The 15,834-nt window shown below is 63.8% G+C and carries 17 protein-coding genes; 10 read left to right on the top strand and 7 right to left on the bottom strand.

All coding sequences use genetic code 11. The annotated features are described in order from the left end of the window. The first annotated feature begins 102 nt into the window (after positions 1–102). The 4 genes from C8N43_RS15575 (at position 103) to C8N43_RS15590 (ending at position 3,546) form a co-directional block, all read left to right on the top strand. Positions 103–996 (top strand): LysR family transcriptional regulator, encoded by an 894-nt coding sequence (locus tag C8N43_RS15575; RefSeq protein WP_107846683.1) that lies wholly within the window; start codon positions 103–105, stop codon positions 994–996. Positions 997–1,172: 176 nt separating this feature from the next. Continuing rightward, the gene (locus C8N43_RS15580; RefSeq protein ID WP_107846684.1) at positions 1,173–2,108 is read left to right on the top strand and encodes an aldo/keto reductase; all 936 of its coding nucleotides are present in this window, start codon (positions 1,173–1,175) and stop codon (positions 2,106–2,108) included. Beyond that, positions 2,105–3,175, top strand: a complete 1,071-nt coding sequence (locus C8N43_RS15585; protein WP_107846685.1) for an NAD(P)/FAD-dependent oxidoreductase — start codon at positions 2,105–2,107, stop codon at positions 3,173–3,175. The genes C8N43_RS15580 and C8N43_RS15585 overlap by 4 nt, the downstream gene beginning before the upstream one ends. A gap of 41 nt (positions 3,176–3,216) precedes the next feature. Next, positions 3,217–3,546, top strand: a complete 330-nt coding sequence (locus tag C8N43_RS15590) for a hypothetical protein (RefSeq protein ID WP_107847284.1) — start codon at positions 3,217–3,219, stop codon at positions 3,544–3,546. 13 nt (positions 3,547–3,559) lie between these two features. Here C8N43_RS15590 and C8N43_RS15595 read toward each other — a convergent pair whose 3' ends face one another. Then, on the bottom strand, positions 3,560–4,018 hold the full coding sequence (locus tag C8N43_RS15595; protein WP_107846686.1) for a DUF6636 domain-containing protein: 459 nt from the start codon (positions 4,016–4,018) through the stop codon (positions 3,560–3,562). After that, positions 3,981–6,467 (bottom strand): GcvT family protein, encoded by a 2,487-nt coding sequence (locus tag C8N43_RS15600; RefSeq protein WP_107846687.1) that lies wholly within the window; start codon positions 6,465–6,467, stop codon positions 3,981–3,983. The genes C8N43_RS15595 and C8N43_RS15600 overlap by 38 nt, the downstream gene beginning before the upstream one ends. Positions 6,468–6,641: 174 nt before the next feature. Between C8N43_RS15600 and C8N43_RS15605 the strand changes: the two genes are divergently transcribed. Beyond that, complete coding sequence (locus tag C8N43_RS15605) at positions 6,642–7,442, top strand: lytic murein transglycosylase (RefSeq protein WP_107846688.1); 801 nt, start codon at positions 6,642–6,644, stop codon at positions 7,440–7,442. A 99-nt stretch (positions 7,443–7,541) separates the two neighbouring features. Here C8N43_RS15605 and C8N43_RS15610 read toward each other — a convergent pair whose 3' ends face one another. Beyond that, on the bottom strand, positions 7,542–8,054 hold the full coding sequence (locus C8N43_RS15610) for a pyridoxamine 5'-phosphate oxidase family protein (protein WP_107846689.1): 513 nt from the start codon (positions 8,052–8,054) through the stop codon (positions 7,542–7,544). 2 nt (positions 8,055–8,056) lie between these two features. Further along, a complete protein-coding gene (locus C8N43_RS15615) occupies positions 8,057–8,251 on the bottom strand; it encodes a CsbD family protein (protein ID WP_107846690.1) in 195 nt (64 codons plus the stop codon). A 113-nt stretch (positions 8,252–8,364) separates the two neighbouring features. On the opposite strand from C8N43_RS15615, the gene C8N43_RS15620 reads away from it, so the two are divergent. Next, complete coding sequence (locus C8N43_RS15620; RefSeq protein ID WP_245913055.1) at positions 8,365–9,153, top strand: NHL repeat-containing protein; 789 nt, start codon at positions 8,365–8,367, stop codon at positions 9,151–9,153. Between the two features lie 12 nt (positions 9,154–9,165). Here the strand turns inward: C8N43_RS15620 and C8N43_RS15625 are convergent, their stop codons facing one another. After that, positions 9,166–10,152, bottom strand: coding sequence for a 2-hydroxyacid dehydrogenase (locus tag C8N43_RS15625; RefSeq protein ID WP_107846691.1), 987 nt, complete (start codon positions 10,150–10,152; stop codon positions 9,166–9,168). Positions 10,153–10,222: 70 nt separating this feature from the next. Between C8N43_RS15625 and C8N43_RS15630 the strand changes: the two genes are divergently transcribed. From C8N43_RS15630 to C8N43_RS15645, 4 genes are all read left to right on the top strand, one after another. Then, positions 10,223–10,756, top strand: coding sequence for an SH3 domain-containing protein (locus C8N43_RS15630; protein ID WP_425437080.1), 534 nt, complete (start codon positions 10,223–10,225; stop codon positions 10,754–10,756). Positions 10,757–10,906: 150 nt separating this feature from the next. Next, positions 10,907–11,419, top strand: coding sequence for an SRPBCC family protein (locus C8N43_RS15635; RefSeq protein WP_107846693.1), 513 nt, complete (start codon positions 10,907–10,909; stop codon positions 11,417–11,419). Positions 11,420–11,433: 14 nt separating this feature from the next. Beyond that, entirely contained in the window at positions 11,434–11,784 is a 351-nt protein-coding gene (locus C8N43_RS15640; protein WP_107846694.1) for a YciI family protein, read from the top strand. Next, complete coding sequence (locus C8N43_RS15645) at positions 11,785–12,978, top strand: RNA polymerase sigma factor (RefSeq protein ID WP_107846695.1); 1,194 nt, start codon at positions 11,785–11,787, stop codon at positions 12,976–12,978. Here C8N43_RS15645 and C8N43_RS15650 read toward each other — a convergent pair. Next, a complete protein-coding gene (locus C8N43_RS15650) occupies positions 12,967–13,794 on the bottom strand; it encodes an inositol monophosphatase family protein (RefSeq protein ID WP_107846696.1) in 828 nt (275 codons plus the stop codon). The two genes, C8N43_RS15645 and C8N43_RS15650, sit on opposite strands and share 12 nt — an antisense overlap. Further along, on the bottom strand, positions 13,791–15,818 hold the full coding sequence (locus C8N43_RS15655) for a M3 family metallopeptidase (RefSeq protein WP_107846697.1): 2,028 nt from the start codon (positions 15,816–15,818) through the stop codon (positions 13,791–13,793). Before C8N43_RS15655 ends, C8N43_RS15650 begins: the two co-directional genes overlap by 4 nt. Positions 15,819–15,834 lie beyond the last annotated feature (16 nt).

The following is a 15,834-nucleotide window of genomic DNA, read 5'->3' on the forward strand; positions in this document are numbered from 1 at the left end:
TTTGCGTTGACCCGAAGATGGGGCATTCACGCCTCCAACAGAACAGTCAATAATAACGATTATTTATTGCATCATGCGCAATAATAATGGATCACACGCGATATGGGCGAGTTGGAACGCATCAAAATCTTTCTCGAAGTCGCAGAGCAGCAGAGCTTTGCCAAAGCCGCCCGACGGCTGAACCTATCCCCCAGCGTGGTGACCCGGCAGGTGGGCGAGCTGGAAGCGACGCTTGGCACGCAGCTGTTTGTGCGCACGACGCGACAGGTGGCGTTGACCAAGGCGGGGGAGAGCTATGCCGCCGAGACGCGCCCGCTCGCACAAGCGATCGACCAGGCCAGCGAGGCGCTGCGCGCGCAGCAAACCGACCTGACCGGCGCATTGAAAGTCTCTGCGCCGCTCTCGCTGGGACTGCGCCTTCTGCCAGATATCATTGCGCAGTTTCGCTTGCTCCATCCGAAGGTGGAGCTGACCCTGGACCTGACCGATCGCTTCATCGATATCATGGACGAAGGCTATGACATGGCGCTGCGCGTCTCAGGGCCACCGTCCGACAAATCGACCATCTGGCGCAAGATCTGCCCAGTGCCGCGCAGCCTCGTGGCCTCGCCCACTTATCTGGCCCGGCGGGGCACACCGAAGGGCCCGATGGACCTCAAGGACCATGATTGCCTTGGGTATTCCAACCTGCAGGGCACCAACCTGACCCTCACCCGGGGCGACGAGACGGTCAATGTTCCCGCGCACCACCCATTCCAGTGCAACAACGGCGAGATGATCGCGCATATGGCGCGCCGGGACGAAGGCGTGGCCCTGCTGCCCGATTTCATCGTCGCACATGATCTCGCTTCCGGGGCGCTTGTATCGATCTTGCAGGACTGGGCCGCCCCGCCAATCTGGCTAACTGCCTTCTATCCCCCTTACGCACGCCTGCCGGTCAAGGTCGCAACCCTGACGGAATTCGTCGAAGCGCAGGTGGCCGAACGCGGGATCTGATGAGCCGGGCGCAGAAGTCGCGTCGACGCGACTTTCTAAAAACCGCCTTCGAAGGCGGTTTTCATGCGATTTCAAAATCGCATCCTGAAGCCCGTTCGAACGGGCTTCCCGCCTTCCATCGAGCCCCCCACGCCATTCGGCTTGCTGCCCTTCGCGAAATCGCGGAGAGTTTCTCCATGACACAGATGCTTACCCCCAACGGCGCCCCCGTCTCGCGCCTTTGCTTCGGCACCATGCAATTCGGTGGTAACGCCGATATCGTGGCCAGCCAGTCAATGTACGAAGACAGCCGCGCCGCAGGCATTAATTTCTTCGACACGGCCTACGTGTATACCGGCGGCCAGTCCGAGGCGATGCTGGGCCGGTTCGCCGCCAAGGAGCGCGATGACATCCTGATCGCGACCAAGGCCGCCTATGACAAGCCCGCCACCAAGGAGAATGTGCTGGCCTCCTTCGAGGAGAGCCGCATGCGCATGAACATCGACACGGTCGATCTGATGTACCTGCACCGCTTCGACCCGGAAACGCCTCTGCAGGACAGCTTCGAGGCCCTTGCAGAGCTGCGCGAGGACGGGTTGATCCGCTATATCGGCATCTCCAACTTCGCGGCCTGGCAGGTGATGAAGGCCGCGCAGATCGCACGCTCGCTCGGCGTGACGGTGGACATGCTTCAGCCGATGTACAGCCTGGTGAAGCGGCAGGCGGAAGTTGAGTTACTGCCCGCCTGCCACGATCAAGGCATTGCAGTCGTGCCTTATTCGCCGCTCGGCGGGGGCCTGCTGACGGGCAAATACGCCACCCCGGGAGGCACCGGCCGCCTGTCCGAGGACAGCCGATACACCGCGCGCTACAATGTCGACTGGATGCACGAGGCCGCAGCCGCGTTGCCGCAGATCGCGGCGGATCACGGCACTGAGGCCGCAACGCTGGCCGTCGCCTGGGTGATGAAAAATCGGCACGTCACGGCACCGATCATCTCTGCCCGCTCGTCAGAGCAACTGGCGCCCTCGCTCGCGGCGCTCGACTTCGAAATGGACGACACACTTTACGCCGAGGTGACCGCGCTCAGCCAGACCCCGGCCCCCGCGACGGACAGGCTCGAGGAAGCATGATCGACTTTCTGGTGATCGGCGGCGGGGTCGCTGGCCTGTCTGCCGCCGCCAAGCTGTCAGAGCATGGTGCCGTGACGGTGCTCGAGCGGGAGAGCAACGTCGGCTACCATGCCTCCGGCCGCTCCGCCGCGATGTTCGAAGAGACTTACGGCCTGCCGTCCACGATCGCATTGAACCGGGCCAGCAAGCATTGGCATCTCGACGTCGCGGGCGCGCGGGGGACGCCGCGCGGGCTGATGCTTTTGGGCTCTGACGGGAATGAGGACGCCTTTGCCCACGACATGAAGGCGATGGCGATGGCCCGCATGGGCTTCGACGAGGCCCGCGGACTGATCCCGGTGCTGAACCCGGACACGGTTACGCAAACCGCCTACCACGCAGAGGCCTGGGATATCGACACGGACGCTGTCCTGCAGCGGTTCATCAAGATCATCCGCGGCAATGGCGGGCAGGTCGTCACCGATGCGGCGGTCACAGCTATCGCAGGCACCGCGCAAGGTTGGCAGGTCACCGCAGGCGAGACATATAACACGCGCCAGATCGTGAACGCCGCCGGGGCCTGGGCCGATGAGGTCGCGAAGCTGGCGCAGGTCCACCCCATCGGATTGCAACCGATGCGCCGCTCCATGGCGCGTGTTGCGGCTCCCGAGGGTCATAATCCGGCCAAATGGCCGATGCTCTTTGGCCCCGGCGAGACGTGGTATGCCAAGCCGGACGCGGGCGCATTGCTGATCTCTCCCGCCGACGAGGAGCCCGTCGCCCCGATGGACGCCTGGGCCGAGGATATGACACTTGCGGAAGGGATCGCGAGATACGAGGCCCATGTCACCACGTCCGTCACGCGTATGTTGTCGAACTGGGCGGGGCTGCGCAGCTTCTCGCCCGACCGCAACCTGTGCCTCGGCGCATCAGAGCGGCCGGGATTCTGGTGGTGCGCGGCGCAGGGCGGCTACGGCTTCCAGACCGCGCCCGCCGCAAGCCAGCTGATCGCCGACCTGATCACCGGCGCGCCGTCAGAACTGGACCGCGACACCATCGCCGCACTGGACCCGGCGCGGTTTCGCTAGGTCTTCCCAAAGCCGATTGGCGTTATTACCTGTCGCATATGATGGCTTCTGACCCAGAACTCTCCCGGCGCGAGCGCGCCCGGCTCCGCCTCGACCGGCAACTCAATGCCATCGGTCGCAGCCTGCCTGCCCTGCGCCGCCCGCTGAACGCGATCCGCGCGCGCGGGTGGTGGATCGTCAGGCTGCCCATCGCCCTCATTTTCATCCTGGGCGGCCTGCTGTCGATCCTGCCGTTTCTGGGATTGTGGATGTTGCCGGTGGGCCTGCTGCTGCTGGCCATTGACCTGCCACTGCTGCGCGCGCCCGTCTCAAACGCCATCGTGCGCGGACGGCGCTGGCTGGCGGTGCGCCGTCACAAGCGCCGCCGCTAGAGGCAGACGCGCCTCACTCCAGCACCAAGGCGGAGCGGCGCAGGTGGAAGCCCTGCCCGGCTTCATTTCGGCACCGCACACCATCTTGCGCGACCGAACATGTGAAGGTCGGAAGGGACCATTCCGATCCGTAGCTCAACGCGCCTTGCGGATATGGCCAGAACACATCCCCGTGGCAGACCCAGCGGGCCGAAGCGGGCGCCTCGGGCGGCAGGATCACGATGCGCGTGCGGTCGAGATCGCAGGTCGGATCATTATCGCCATAATCCGGCGGCATGTCCCAATCCGCCAGAAAAATAAGGCAGTGCAGCGCCTTTTGGTCGTACGGCGTGTCGCTGAAGACGTCGAGATAGCACACGATGTTGCCGCTTGGGCTTTCAAAGCCGTTGGGCCACGCGGGCTGTGCAAAGGCCCCGACGCATGCCAGCCAGAAACTAGCCGTCGAGGCGAATTTTCTCGTTTTTCGGATCATAAGGGCTGTCCTCGACCACTTCCGCGTCCCAAAGCTTGCGCTGCATCCGGACTTGCAACTTCGTGCCGACCTCGGCCAGCTCGGGCGAGACATAGCCCATCCCGATGCTCTTGCCAAAGGCGACCGAGTAGCCACCGGAAGTCAGGCGACCCACCTTGGTGTCGCCGGAATAAAGCGCCTCGCGACCCCAGGGGTCGGCATCGTCCGGCCCTTCGATCAGCAGCGTCACGCATTTGGAACGGATGCCCAAAGCCTGCATCGCGGCCTTTCCGCGAAATTCCTTGGACAGGTCCACGAAGCGGGGCAGATCAGCCTCCAGCGGGGTCGCGTCGCGGCCAAGCTCATTGCCGAAGGCGCGGTAGGATTTTTCCTGCCGCAGCCAGTTCTGCGCTCGCGCGCCGACCAGCTTCATACCGTGGGGTTCGCCCGCCTTTTCGAGCAGATCGAACAGGTAGTTCTGCATCTCGATCGGGTGGTGCAGCTCCCATCCCAGCTCGCCGGTATAGGCCACGCGGATCGCGTTGACGGGACACATGCCCAGCTCGATCTGCTTGGCTGAAAGCCACGGGAAGCGCTTGTTGCTGAGCGCCGTGGCGGGGTCGGCATCCTTGATCACCGCAGCGAGCACGTCGCGCGATTTCGGCCCGGCGATGGCGAAGACGCCCCACTGGCTCGTCACATCCTGCATGTTGATGCGGCCGAACTCCGGCTCCATATCTTCGATGGATTTGTAGAGATAGTCCTGATCGTAAGCGGTCCAAGCGCCCGCCGAGACGAGGTAATAGTCATTCTCGCCATTGCGCACGATCGTGTATTCCGTGCGCGTCGTCCCCGCCTCCGTCAGCGCATAGGTCAGGTTGATCCGGCCAATGCGCGGCAGCTTGTTGGTGGTGAACCAATCAAGAAAGGCCGTGGCCCCCGGCCCGGTGATCCGGTGCTTGGTGAAGGCTGTGGCATCGATCAGACCGACGCCCTCGCGGATCGCTTTCGCCTCTTCCACGGCGTATTGCCACCACTCGCCGCGCCGGAAGGAGCGGGCGTCGTGGTCCCTGAACCCTTCGGGTGCGTAGTAGTTGGGGCGTTCCCAGCCGTTGACCTGGCCGAACTGCGCGCCGCGTGCCGCTTGCCGGTCATAGGCGGGCGAGGTTCTGAGCGGGCGACAGGCGGGGCGTTCTTCGTCCGGGTGGTGCAGGATGTAAACGTGGTCGTAGCATTCCTCGTTCTTGCGCGCCGCATACTCCGTGGTCATCCAGCTGCCGTAGCGCTTGGGATCGAGTGAGGCCATGTCGATCTCTGCCTCGCCCTCGACCATCATCTGCGCGAGGTAATGCCCGGTGCCGCCGGCAGCCGTGATCCCGAAGGAAAAGCCTTCGGCCAGCCACATATTGCGCAGTCCCGGCGCGGGGCCGACCAGCGGATTGCCATCCGGCGTGTAGCAGATCGGCCCGTTGAAATCGTCTTTTAGGCCGCATTGCTCGCAGGACGGGATGCGGTGGATCATCTCCATATATTGCTGCTCGATCCGTTCGAGATCGAGCTGGAACAGATCGGCGCGGAAGCTGTCGGGCACACCATATTCAAAACGCGCGGGCGCGTTCTTCTCGTAGACGCCCAGAATCCAGCCGCCGCGTTCCTCGCGCACGTAGCTTTGTGCGTCGGCGTCGCGGATGACGGGATGTTCGGGGTTGTCCTTGCGCCACTCGACCAGTGCGGGGTCCTGCTCCATCACGATGAACTGGTGCTCGACCGGGATGGCGGGGATCTTGATGCCCAGAAGCTGCGCGGTGCGCTGCGCGTGGTTGCCCGTGGCGGTGACAACATGCTCGGCGGTGATGACGGCCTGCTCGTCTGACGGGACCAGATTGCCACCCTTCTCGACCATCTTGGTGACGGTCACGCGCCACTCGGAGCCGGTCCACTCATAGCCATCGACCTGCCATTTGCGCTCGATCGTGACGCCGCGCTGGCGCGCGCCCTTGGCCATCGCCATCGTTACATCGGCGGGGTTAATATAGCCGTCGGTGTTGTGATAAATCGCGCCCTTCAGATCATCGGTGCGGATCAGCGGCCAGCGGTCTTTGATCTCCGCCGGCGTCATCCATTCATGGGGCACGCCGACCGTCTCGGCCGTCGAGGAATAGAGCGCGTATTCGTCCATCCGCTCCTGCGTGCGGGCCATGCGCAGGTTGCCGCAGACCGAAAAGCCCGCGTTCAGGCCGGTCTCTTCCTCGAGCGTCTTGTAGAAGCGGATCGAGTAGTCGTGAATGTGGGTCGTCGCGAAGCTCATGTTGAAATAGGGCAGCAGGCCCGCCGCGTGCCAGGTCGAGCCGGAGGTCAACTCGTCGCGCTCCAGCAGCATCGTGTCCCAGCCCGCCTTGCCCAGATGGTAGGCGATCGAGGTTCCGACGGCGCCACCGCCGACGACCAGAGCTTTGACATGGGTTTTCATCGGGTTTCGCCCTCAACAGATGCAACGTATCACCGCCAGATGTAGCAAGCCCGCGCGCGCGCGCTCCGGCATCATTCGACCCAACTTCGCCCGTTTCCGACAATTCTCTTTGCGCCCGCCGGACCGGGCCCTAGTATCGACGAGGACAGGTATTCAACGCAAAAGAGATTTCCCATGCGCTTTCTACAATCCGCCGCCGTCGCTCTCGTGATTTCCGCGCTGCCCGCCATGGGCCTTGCTGCGCAATGTGGCAACACCGGTGCGGGCTATCCGGCCTGGAAAGCCGCCTTCGCCAAAGAGGCCGCCGCCAATGGCGTGGGCCAGCGTGGGCTCGCGGCACTCGCGGGCACCAGCTACGCCCAGCGCACCATCGCCGCCGACCGCAACCAGAAGAGCTTCAAGTATAGCCTGCCGAAATTCATGGAAGTGCGCGGGGCCAATACGATCATCGCCCAAGGCCGCAAACGCAAGGCCCAGAATGCTGGGTTCTATGCGTCGCTGGAGAAGAAATACGGCGTGCCCGCAGGCGTGCTGATCGCGATCCACGGGATGGAAACGGGCTTTGGCCGTTTCATGGGCGACAGCAATGTGGTCAGTTCCATCGCGACGCTGGCCTATGATTGCCGCCGGTCGGAGTTCTTCACCGGCCACACGCTTGCGGCGCTGAAGCTGGTGGACCGCGGCGTGATCTCGCCCGGCTCCGTTGGTGCCAAACACGGCGAGCTGGGTCACACCCAATTCCTGCCGGGCAACGTGCTGAAATACGGCCAGGACGGCAATGGCGACGGGCGCATTGACCTCAACAACTTCGCCGACGCCATGGCGTCGACCGCGAATTTTCTCAAAGGCAAAGGCTGGAAGCGTGGTCAGGGTTACCAAGAGGGCCAGCCGAATTTCCGCGCGATCCAGGCGTGGAATGCCGCGGGCGTCTATCAGAAGGCGATTGCGATCATGGCGAGCAAGATCGACGGGTAAGCTGTCGAGTTGGCACGTGCCTAACGGCTGATAATAAACTCAATCCGCAACAAAAATGCCCCGCCGACGTGACGGGGCATTCAAATTTTTTTCAAGCGCTTATGCGGCGGCGGGGAAGTTAATCACCTGATGCTCGCCGACATCGGCGGTTTCGCCATCGCGGTTGCCCTTCAGGATTTCCAAGCCAAACACAAACGGGTTCTTGGAGCTTGCCCAAACAGCGGCTTCGCGCAGCGGCATTTGCAAGAGAACCACATCGGGGTCCTGACGCCCTTCCTCAAACCATGCGGCTGCCATTGCGGACCAAATCTCGTCGAGCTTGGCCTCGTCCATGCTTTGCGTGATCGGGCCGGACATGCAGGCGTAGTAGTCCTGCGAGGTCGATTGCACAGTGAAATGCGCCGTGTTGCCAGCGTTGCCGATGGCCTTGAACAGGTCGGTTTGCGCCGACGTGATGAAGTACAGTGTCTGCCCTTCGCGGTCGACGTAATGGCTCATCGGTTGCATGTGCTGGCCGGAGCCTTCGATCCCAAGCATACCGGCGCGCAGATCATCCAGACGGTCGAAAAGCTGCGTGGCGGGCTCGGACAGGGTACGATCTGTATCAGCCATGATTAACTCGCCATGAAGGCGTCGACTTCTTTCTTCGCCTCTTCCTTGGTCTTGCCGTATTTCTGCTGGATCAGGCCTTCGATTTTCTCGCGCTCGCCAGCCGCCTGGTCAAGCTCGTCATCGGTCAGCTCACCCCATTTCGACTGGGCTTTGCCCTTCCACTCTTTCCAATTGCCTTGGATCTGGTCCCAATTCATCTCAGGTCTCCTCTTTTGCGTTGATGTTGAAAGACCAACACCGCGACGCGCTTCAAAGTTCCGCGCGTGTCGCGAGTATTGACGGGGTGGAGCCGCGCGTGGTGTCATGTCCCATGCAGTTGGCGACATCCCTCAGACGTATTGCGATCATGGTCTCTGCCTGGGGCCTGTCTGCCGTGCCCTCCGCCGCGCTCGAGCTGGTAGAGACCGGCCGCTACACGCTCAACCGGCCCGCCAGCCTCGACTATGACCCGACCTTTTGCGGGCTTTGGATCGCCAATGAAGGCCCTGAAATCATTCTTGTGACGCTGATGGGCGACGAGCTGCGCCGCTTCGGCAGTGACCTGCGCCAGATCAAGGCGATCACGATCGAGGGCGACAACTTGCTGGTCGGTGACGGCTTCGGCCGGATGCAGCGGCTAAGCAAGAACGGCGAGCCGCTGGGGGCGCCCTTCACGCTGGAGGGCGGCTTTGCCGACACCGAAGGCGTGGCGATCACCGCAGGTGGCGACATCGTGACGGTCGAGGACGACCCGGAGCGGCTGTCATGGTTCACCCCTGACGGCCGCCTCAAGACGCGGATCGACACCATGTCCCTGACCCCACCGCTGAGCGAGGCACAGGGCATCGCGATTGATCCGCGCACCGGCCACATGCTGATCGTGGATGACTGGGAGGGATCGAACAGCCTTTATGAGTTTGACGCCGAAGGCACGCTGCTCGCCCAGGAAAGCCTCATGCGATACGGCACCGATCCCGAAGGTATCGCCATTAGGCCCGGCTCCGACCAGCTGTTCGTAGCCTTCGACAGCGGCGCGCGGATCGTGACGTTCGACTATACGCCAAGCCTGCCGCCCGGTGCCGAGCCTCTGCCTAAGGGCGCGGATTGCATGATGTTCTGAGCCGCGCGCGGGCTAGAGCATGCCCGGCACGACCTGATCAGGCGGGCGGTGGCCATCGTCGAACGTCTTGATATTGAGAAGCACCTTCTCGCCCATCTCCAGACGTCCCTCGCGCGTGGCCGAGCCCATGTGAGGCAGCAGCACCACGTTCTTGAGCTCGCGCAGGCGCGGATTGATCTGGGTCCCGTGCTCGAACACATCGAGCCCCGCGCCTGCCAGCTCGCCCGCGCGCAGCATCCGGGTCAAGGCGTTTTCATCCACGACCTCGCCCCGCGACGTGTTCACGATCACCGCGTCGGGCTTCATCAGCTTCAGCCGGCGCGCGTTCATCAGGTGATAGGTGGACGGCGTGTGCGGGCAGTTGACTGACACCACGTCCATGCGCGCGATCATCTGGTCGAGGCTGTCCCAATAGGTCGCTTCCAGCTCCTCGGCGATGCCGTCATGGACCTTCTTGCGATTGTGGTAATGCACCTGCATGCCAAACGCCTTTGCGCGCCGGGCGACGGCCTGCCCGATATGGCCCATGCCTAGGATACCCAGCCGCCGCCCGGCGATGCGCCCGCCCAAAAGCGCGGTGGGGGCCCAGCCTTCCCATTCGCCCGACTGCATCAGGGCAAGGCCTTCGGGGATGCGGCGCGTAACCGCCATGATCAAGGCCATCGTCATGTCAGCCGTATCATCGGCGGAGGCGCCCGGGGTGTTCGACACCAGGATGCCCCGTTGCCGGGCGGTCGAGACGTCAATGTGATCGACCCCGGCGCCGTAATTGGCGATCAGTTTCAGCCGCTCGCCCGCCTGACCCAGAAGGCCCGCATCAATCGTGTCGGTCACCGTCGGTACCAGCACATCGGCGGTCTGCACGGCCTCGACTAGCTCGGCGCGGGTCATCGGCGTGTCGTCCTCGCGCAGCCTTACATCGAAGAGTTCCGTCATCCGGGTCTCCACATGTTCGGGCAACCGTCGCGTCACGACAACACTTAGCTTCTGCTTTGACATAGGTGGGAGCCCCCGGCTGGAATTCTGAGACCCATAGTGACAAGATCGACGCCAAAGGGGCAACCCAAGAATGCCCCGACAAAGAACGAAGAAGCAGGACGAGCAGCTGATGAAACGTGTATTGAGTTTGGCCGCGTTGATCGTGGCGATGATGTGCGCGCCGCTGGCGGCGAGCGAGCGTGGGCCGGTGACCAATTTGCCGATGCCGCGGTTCGTGTCTTTGAAGGCCTCCGAGGGCAATGTCCGCCGCGGCCCCTCCCTGTCCCACCGCATCGATTGGGTCTTCAAGCACCGCAATATGCCCTTGCAGGTGGTGGCCGAACACGGCCACTGGCGGCGGGTTGTCGACCGCGATGGCGCGGGCGGCTGGGTCCATTACACGCTGCTGTCCGGCACCCGCTTCGGGCTGGTCGAGGAAGACATGACGCCGGTCTACAAGACCGCTGACACCAACTCCATGGTCGTGGCCCATGCCGAGCTTGGCGCCGTGACGCGTCTGGGCAAATGCGATGACTATTGGTGCCGCATCACCGCCTCCGGCGCGAAGGGCTGGGTGCCGCGCGAGAAGCTCTGGGGCCTGATGCCCGGCGAAACGCGGGAATAGCCAGTCTGCGTGTCTGTCGGGCCTGCCATTGCGCACGCTCAGCACCCCTTGCAAAAAAAATTTCGCCCACCTGTCGAAATCTGGACCGTCCGTCCGTCATGTCTGTGAAAGCACTCCCGCTTTCGAGCCAACAGACCGGAGGACATATCCATGGCACTCATTCAAACTCTCGCCTACGGCGCAGGCGCAATCGGCCTGGCAATCGCCGCGACCTACCTCATTCCTGCGCAAGTTCATGTCGAGCGCAGCGCGCTTGTCGAGGCTGACCCCGCCACCGTCATCGCGCTGGCCGCCTCGAACCGGGGCTACCAGAAGTTCAACCCCTACCTCGCCGCCGATCCGGCGCTGAAGATCACCCATTTTGGACCAGACCACGGCGTCGGCTCCAGCTTCCATTTCGATGGGCGCGACGGCAAGGGCAGCCAGACGGTGGCAGAGGTGGGTCCCGCCCATGTGCGCTACGAGATCGACCTCGGGCCTATGGGCAAGCCGAGCCAGACTCTGCGGGTCACACCGACAGACAACGGCACGCAGGTCACATGGTCGATGGACGCCGATATGGGCCTGAACCCGATCGCACGCGTCATGGGGCTTTTCATGGAACGCATGATGGGCAAGACTTTCGAGGCCGGGTTGAGCCGCATCCAGGCCGCCACCGCGTGAAGGGAGAGACACACATGCGCTATACATTCCTGCTTTACACCGATCCTGCCGATCTCGCGCACATGACCGAAGAGGACTGGGCCGCCGAAAAAGAAGTCTACGGCGCCTATATCGGCGCGCTACAAGAGGCGGGCGTCTTCATCGACACCGACTGGCTACAGCCCGCGCAATCGGCCACGACCGTAAGCCGCAAAACCGGCGAGACGGTGATCCAGGACGGCCCCTTTGCCGAGACTAAGGAGACGCTGGGTGGCTTCTTCACCGTCGAGGTGCCTGATCTGGATGCAGCCCTCGCCTGGGCCGAGAAATGCCCCGCCGCGCGTACCGGCAAGGTGGAGGTTCGACCCTCCGCCATGGGTGGCTGAATGAGCGACGCGGCGGCGCGGGCGGAACAGATCGCCCGCGCCTCCTATGGCAAGCTGGTGGCCATCCTCGCCGCCCGCGATCGCGACATCGCCCGCGCGGAGGACGCGCTTGCGACCGCTTTTGCCAAGGCGCTTGCAAGCTGGCCGCGCGACGGTGTCCCGGACCGACCCGAAGCGTGGTTGATCACCACCGCTCGCCATGCGGCGACGGATAGCTGGCGGCGCGACGCGCGCCATGATCCGCTCGACGAGGTGCCAGAGATGCAGACCGAGACCCCTCACCCGATCCCCGATGACCGCCTGCGGCTGATGTTCGTGTGCGCCCACCCCGCGCTTGATCGGGGTGTGCACACGGCGATGATGCTGCAAACGGTGCTGGGCGTGACGTCAGAGCGGATGGCGCGCGCGTTTCAGCTGCGCCCGTCCACCCTGTCGCAACGGCTGGTGCGCGCGAAGACGAAGATCAAACAGGCCGGCATCGCGTTCGAGCTGCCCGAGGCGGACGCCCTGCCCGCGCGCCTCGGCGCGGTGTTGGAAGCGGTCTACGGCGCATACGCCATCGACTGGATGGTCCCGGACAGCGCGGGTGATTTGACGCGCGAGGCGCTGTTTTTGTCAGACCTGACCGCCCAGCTCTGCCCCGACGAGCCCGAGGCACTCGGCCTCGCGGCGCTCATCGCCTTTCTCGCCGCGCGCCATGAAGCGCGCTTGGCGGGCGGGATGCTGGTGCCCCTCCACGCTCAGGATACGGACCTCTGGGACCATGACATGATCACCCATGCGGCGCATGTGCTGACCCGCGCGTCCAGATTGGGGCAGCCGGGGCGGTTCCAGCTGGAGGCTTCGATCCAGGCGGTCCATGCCGCGCGCGCCCAGACGGGGCGAACGGATTGGCGGGCGCTGTCACAGCTTTACGCGGGGTTGCTGCATGTCGCGCCGAGCCTTGGCGCAGAGGTCGCGCGCGCGGCGGTGGTGGCAGAGGATGCAGGGGCCGATCAGGGGCTCGCCTTGCTCGATCTCATCGCGCCTGAGTGTATCGCGCGGTTCCAGCCCTATTGGGCCACCCGCGCTCACATCCTGCGCCAGCTTGACCACCCGGATGCGCCGGAGGCCTACGCCAAGGCGATCTCGCTCTGCACCGAGCCGCCCTTGCGGCGGTGGCTGGAGGCCGAGCGCGACGCGCTAATCCACTAGGAAGGCGAACCGCTCCTGCAAGGCGTCCCAAAGCGGCTCGGACACGGCAAGCATCAATCGCCCCTCTCTCATGACCGGGTCATAGTCTCGCCCGTCCAGCAAGCGCGCGACTCCGCCCAGCTCTTGGTAGATCAGCACGCCCGCCGCGTGATCCCATACGTTTAGCATCCCGTTCAGCCCGAACTGGGCCGCGCCCGTGGCAAGAAGGCGGTATTCGTGGCACGAACAGCGCAGGGTCTGGGTCCGGCGGAAGGCTGGCAACTGTGCCGCGATCTGAGCCTGCTGGGATTTCGAGAACAGATACATCCCCACGAAGCCAAAGGTGTCAGGGATTTCAGGCGTTTGTGGCAAATGCAGCTGCCGCGTGGTCGCGCCCGAACCAAACCACGCGCCATGACCCTTCCGCGCGGCGATCCAATCGTCGTAGCTCGGATCATAGAGCAGGCCGAAGACCGTCTCGCCCTCCTCGATCACCGAAAGTATCACGCCGTAGGTCGCGTTGCCATGGGCGTAATTCCACGTGCCATCGATCGGGTCGATGACCACGACTTGTCCGTGTCCAACCCGGTCGAGCACGGATTTGTCGGCAGAGACCGCCTCTTCGCCAACGACCGCGGCCTCGGGCAACAGCTCACGCACAGCGGCGGTGATCGCCAGCTCTGCCGCACGATCTGCGACGGTGACCAGATCGTCAGGCGCGGATTTGCTGTCGATCGCGCCTGCATCGAGATTGCGAAACAGCGGTTTGATCTCCCGCGCGGCAACCTCGCGGACGATCTCGATCAGCGCGCCCGACTGCGCTTCGGTCAGCCTCACGCGACCTTGTCCAGACCGCGCCCCTTCAGCAGCGCCTCGACCCCCGGCAGGCGGCCGCGGAACTCGGTGTAGAGCACGTCCGCTTCACGCAACCCGCCCACGGACAGGATATGATCCTCGAGCTTCTTCGCGGTAGCGTCGTCGAACGCGCCGCCCGCTTCCTCGAACGCGGCGAAGGCGTCGGCGTCCATCACCTCTGACCACATGTAGCTGTAATAGGCCGCCGAATAGCCGTCGCCCGCGAAGACATGGGCGAAATGCGGCGTCGCGTGGCGCATGCGGATGGCGGGCGGCATGCCCATCTCTTCCAACACCTCCGCCTGCCGCGCCATCGGGTCTTCCGGCGCCTCGCCGGTGTGGAATTCCAGATCGACCATGGCGGAGGCCACGTATTCCACTGTCGCAAAGCCTTGATCGTAAGTGCCCGCATCGAGCATGCGTTGCAGCATGTCCTGCGGCATCGGTTCGCCCGTCTCCGCGTGGGTCGCGTATTTGGACAGCACCTCGGGCACTTCAAGCCAATGCTCGTAAAGCTGGCTCGGCAACTCTACGAAGTCCCGCGCCACGGAGGTGCCGGAAATCGACTCGTAGGTCACGTCGGACAGCATCTGGTGCAGAGCGTGGCCGAACTCGTGAAACAGCGTGCGCGCGTCGTCGTAGCTGAGCAGCGCGGGTTTGCCCGCGGGCGGTTTGGCGAAGTTGCACACGTTGATTACATGGGGCCGGATGTCGCCGCGCAGCTTTTGCTGGGACCGGAGGGCCGAACACCACGCACCGGAGCGCTTGCCGCCCCGCGCGAAATAGTCCCCGATGAAGACAGCGATGTGCTGGCCGTCGCGTGTGACCTCCCATGCGCGGGCATCGGGATGGTGCAGCGGCACGTCGAGCGGTTTGAACTGCAGGTCGAACAGGCGCGTGGAGCAGTCAAACGCGGCCTCGATCATGCGATCGAGCTGCAGATATGGCTTCAGTTCCGCCTCATCCAGATCATGTTCCGCCGCACGCCGTTTCTCGGAATAATAGCGCCAATCCCAAGGCTCCAGCGCGTCGTTGACGCCGTCATTGTGCATCATCGCGGCGAGGCTTTGCGCATCAAGATCGGCCTGCGCCTTGGCGGGTTCCCACACCTGAATCAAAAGATCGCGCACCGCGTCAGGCGTCTTCGCCATCTCGGTCTCGAGCTTGTAGGAAGCGAAATCGTCATAGCCCAGAAGGTTCGCGCGTTCCTCGCGCAGGGCCAAAATTTCCGCCGCGATATCGCGATTGTCGGTCTCGCCGCCATTGGCGCCGCGCGCGGTCCATGCCTCGTAGGCGCGCTCGCGCAGGTCGCGGCGGGGGCAGAATTGCAGGAACGGCACAATCAGCGAGCGCGACAGCGTCACGACATGGCCGTCGATGCCCTTTTCCTCGGCCGCGGATTTAGCAGTGGCGATGACGAAGTCGGGCAGACCTTCCAGCTCGTCCGCGTCCAGCTCCATATACCAGCCCCGCTCATCGGCCAGCAGGTTTTGGGTGAACCGCGTGCCAAGCACCGCGAGCCGTTCCTTGACCTGTTTCAGCCGGTCAAAGGCAAACCCTTCCAGCTGCCCGCCCGCGCGGACAAGCCCGCGGCGGGTCAGTTCCAGCACGCGCATCTGCTCGTCGCTCAGCTCGAGATTTTCGCGATCCTGATAGAGCGCCTCGACCCGGGCAAAAAGCTTGGGGTTCATCGACACCTCGGACCCCCAGGCGGCGAGCTTGGGGGAGAAGTCCCGCTGCAACTCCTCGCGCTTGGGATTACTGTCGACGCCCGCCAGCGTGTAGAAAGGCGACAGCACCTTGTGCAGCCCCTCGCCCATCAGTTCCAGCGCATCAATCGTGTTGGCGAAGCTCGGCGCATCCGGGTTGTCGATGATTGCATCAAGTTCCGCCCGCGCCGTGGCCAAAGCCTCGTCCAGGCCGGGGGCAAAATCATCGTCAGAGATTTCAGCGAAAGGGGGCAGTCCGAAGGGCGTGTCCCAGTCGGCGAGTAGCGGGTTAGTCATTGGGGTCTCCTTTGTC

The organism is Litoreibacter ponti, from assembly GCF_003054285.1.
GTDB classification, from domain to species: domain Bacteria; phylum Pseudomonadota; class Alphaproteobacteria; order Rhodobacterales; family Rhodobacteraceae; genus Litoreibacter; species Litoreibacter ponti.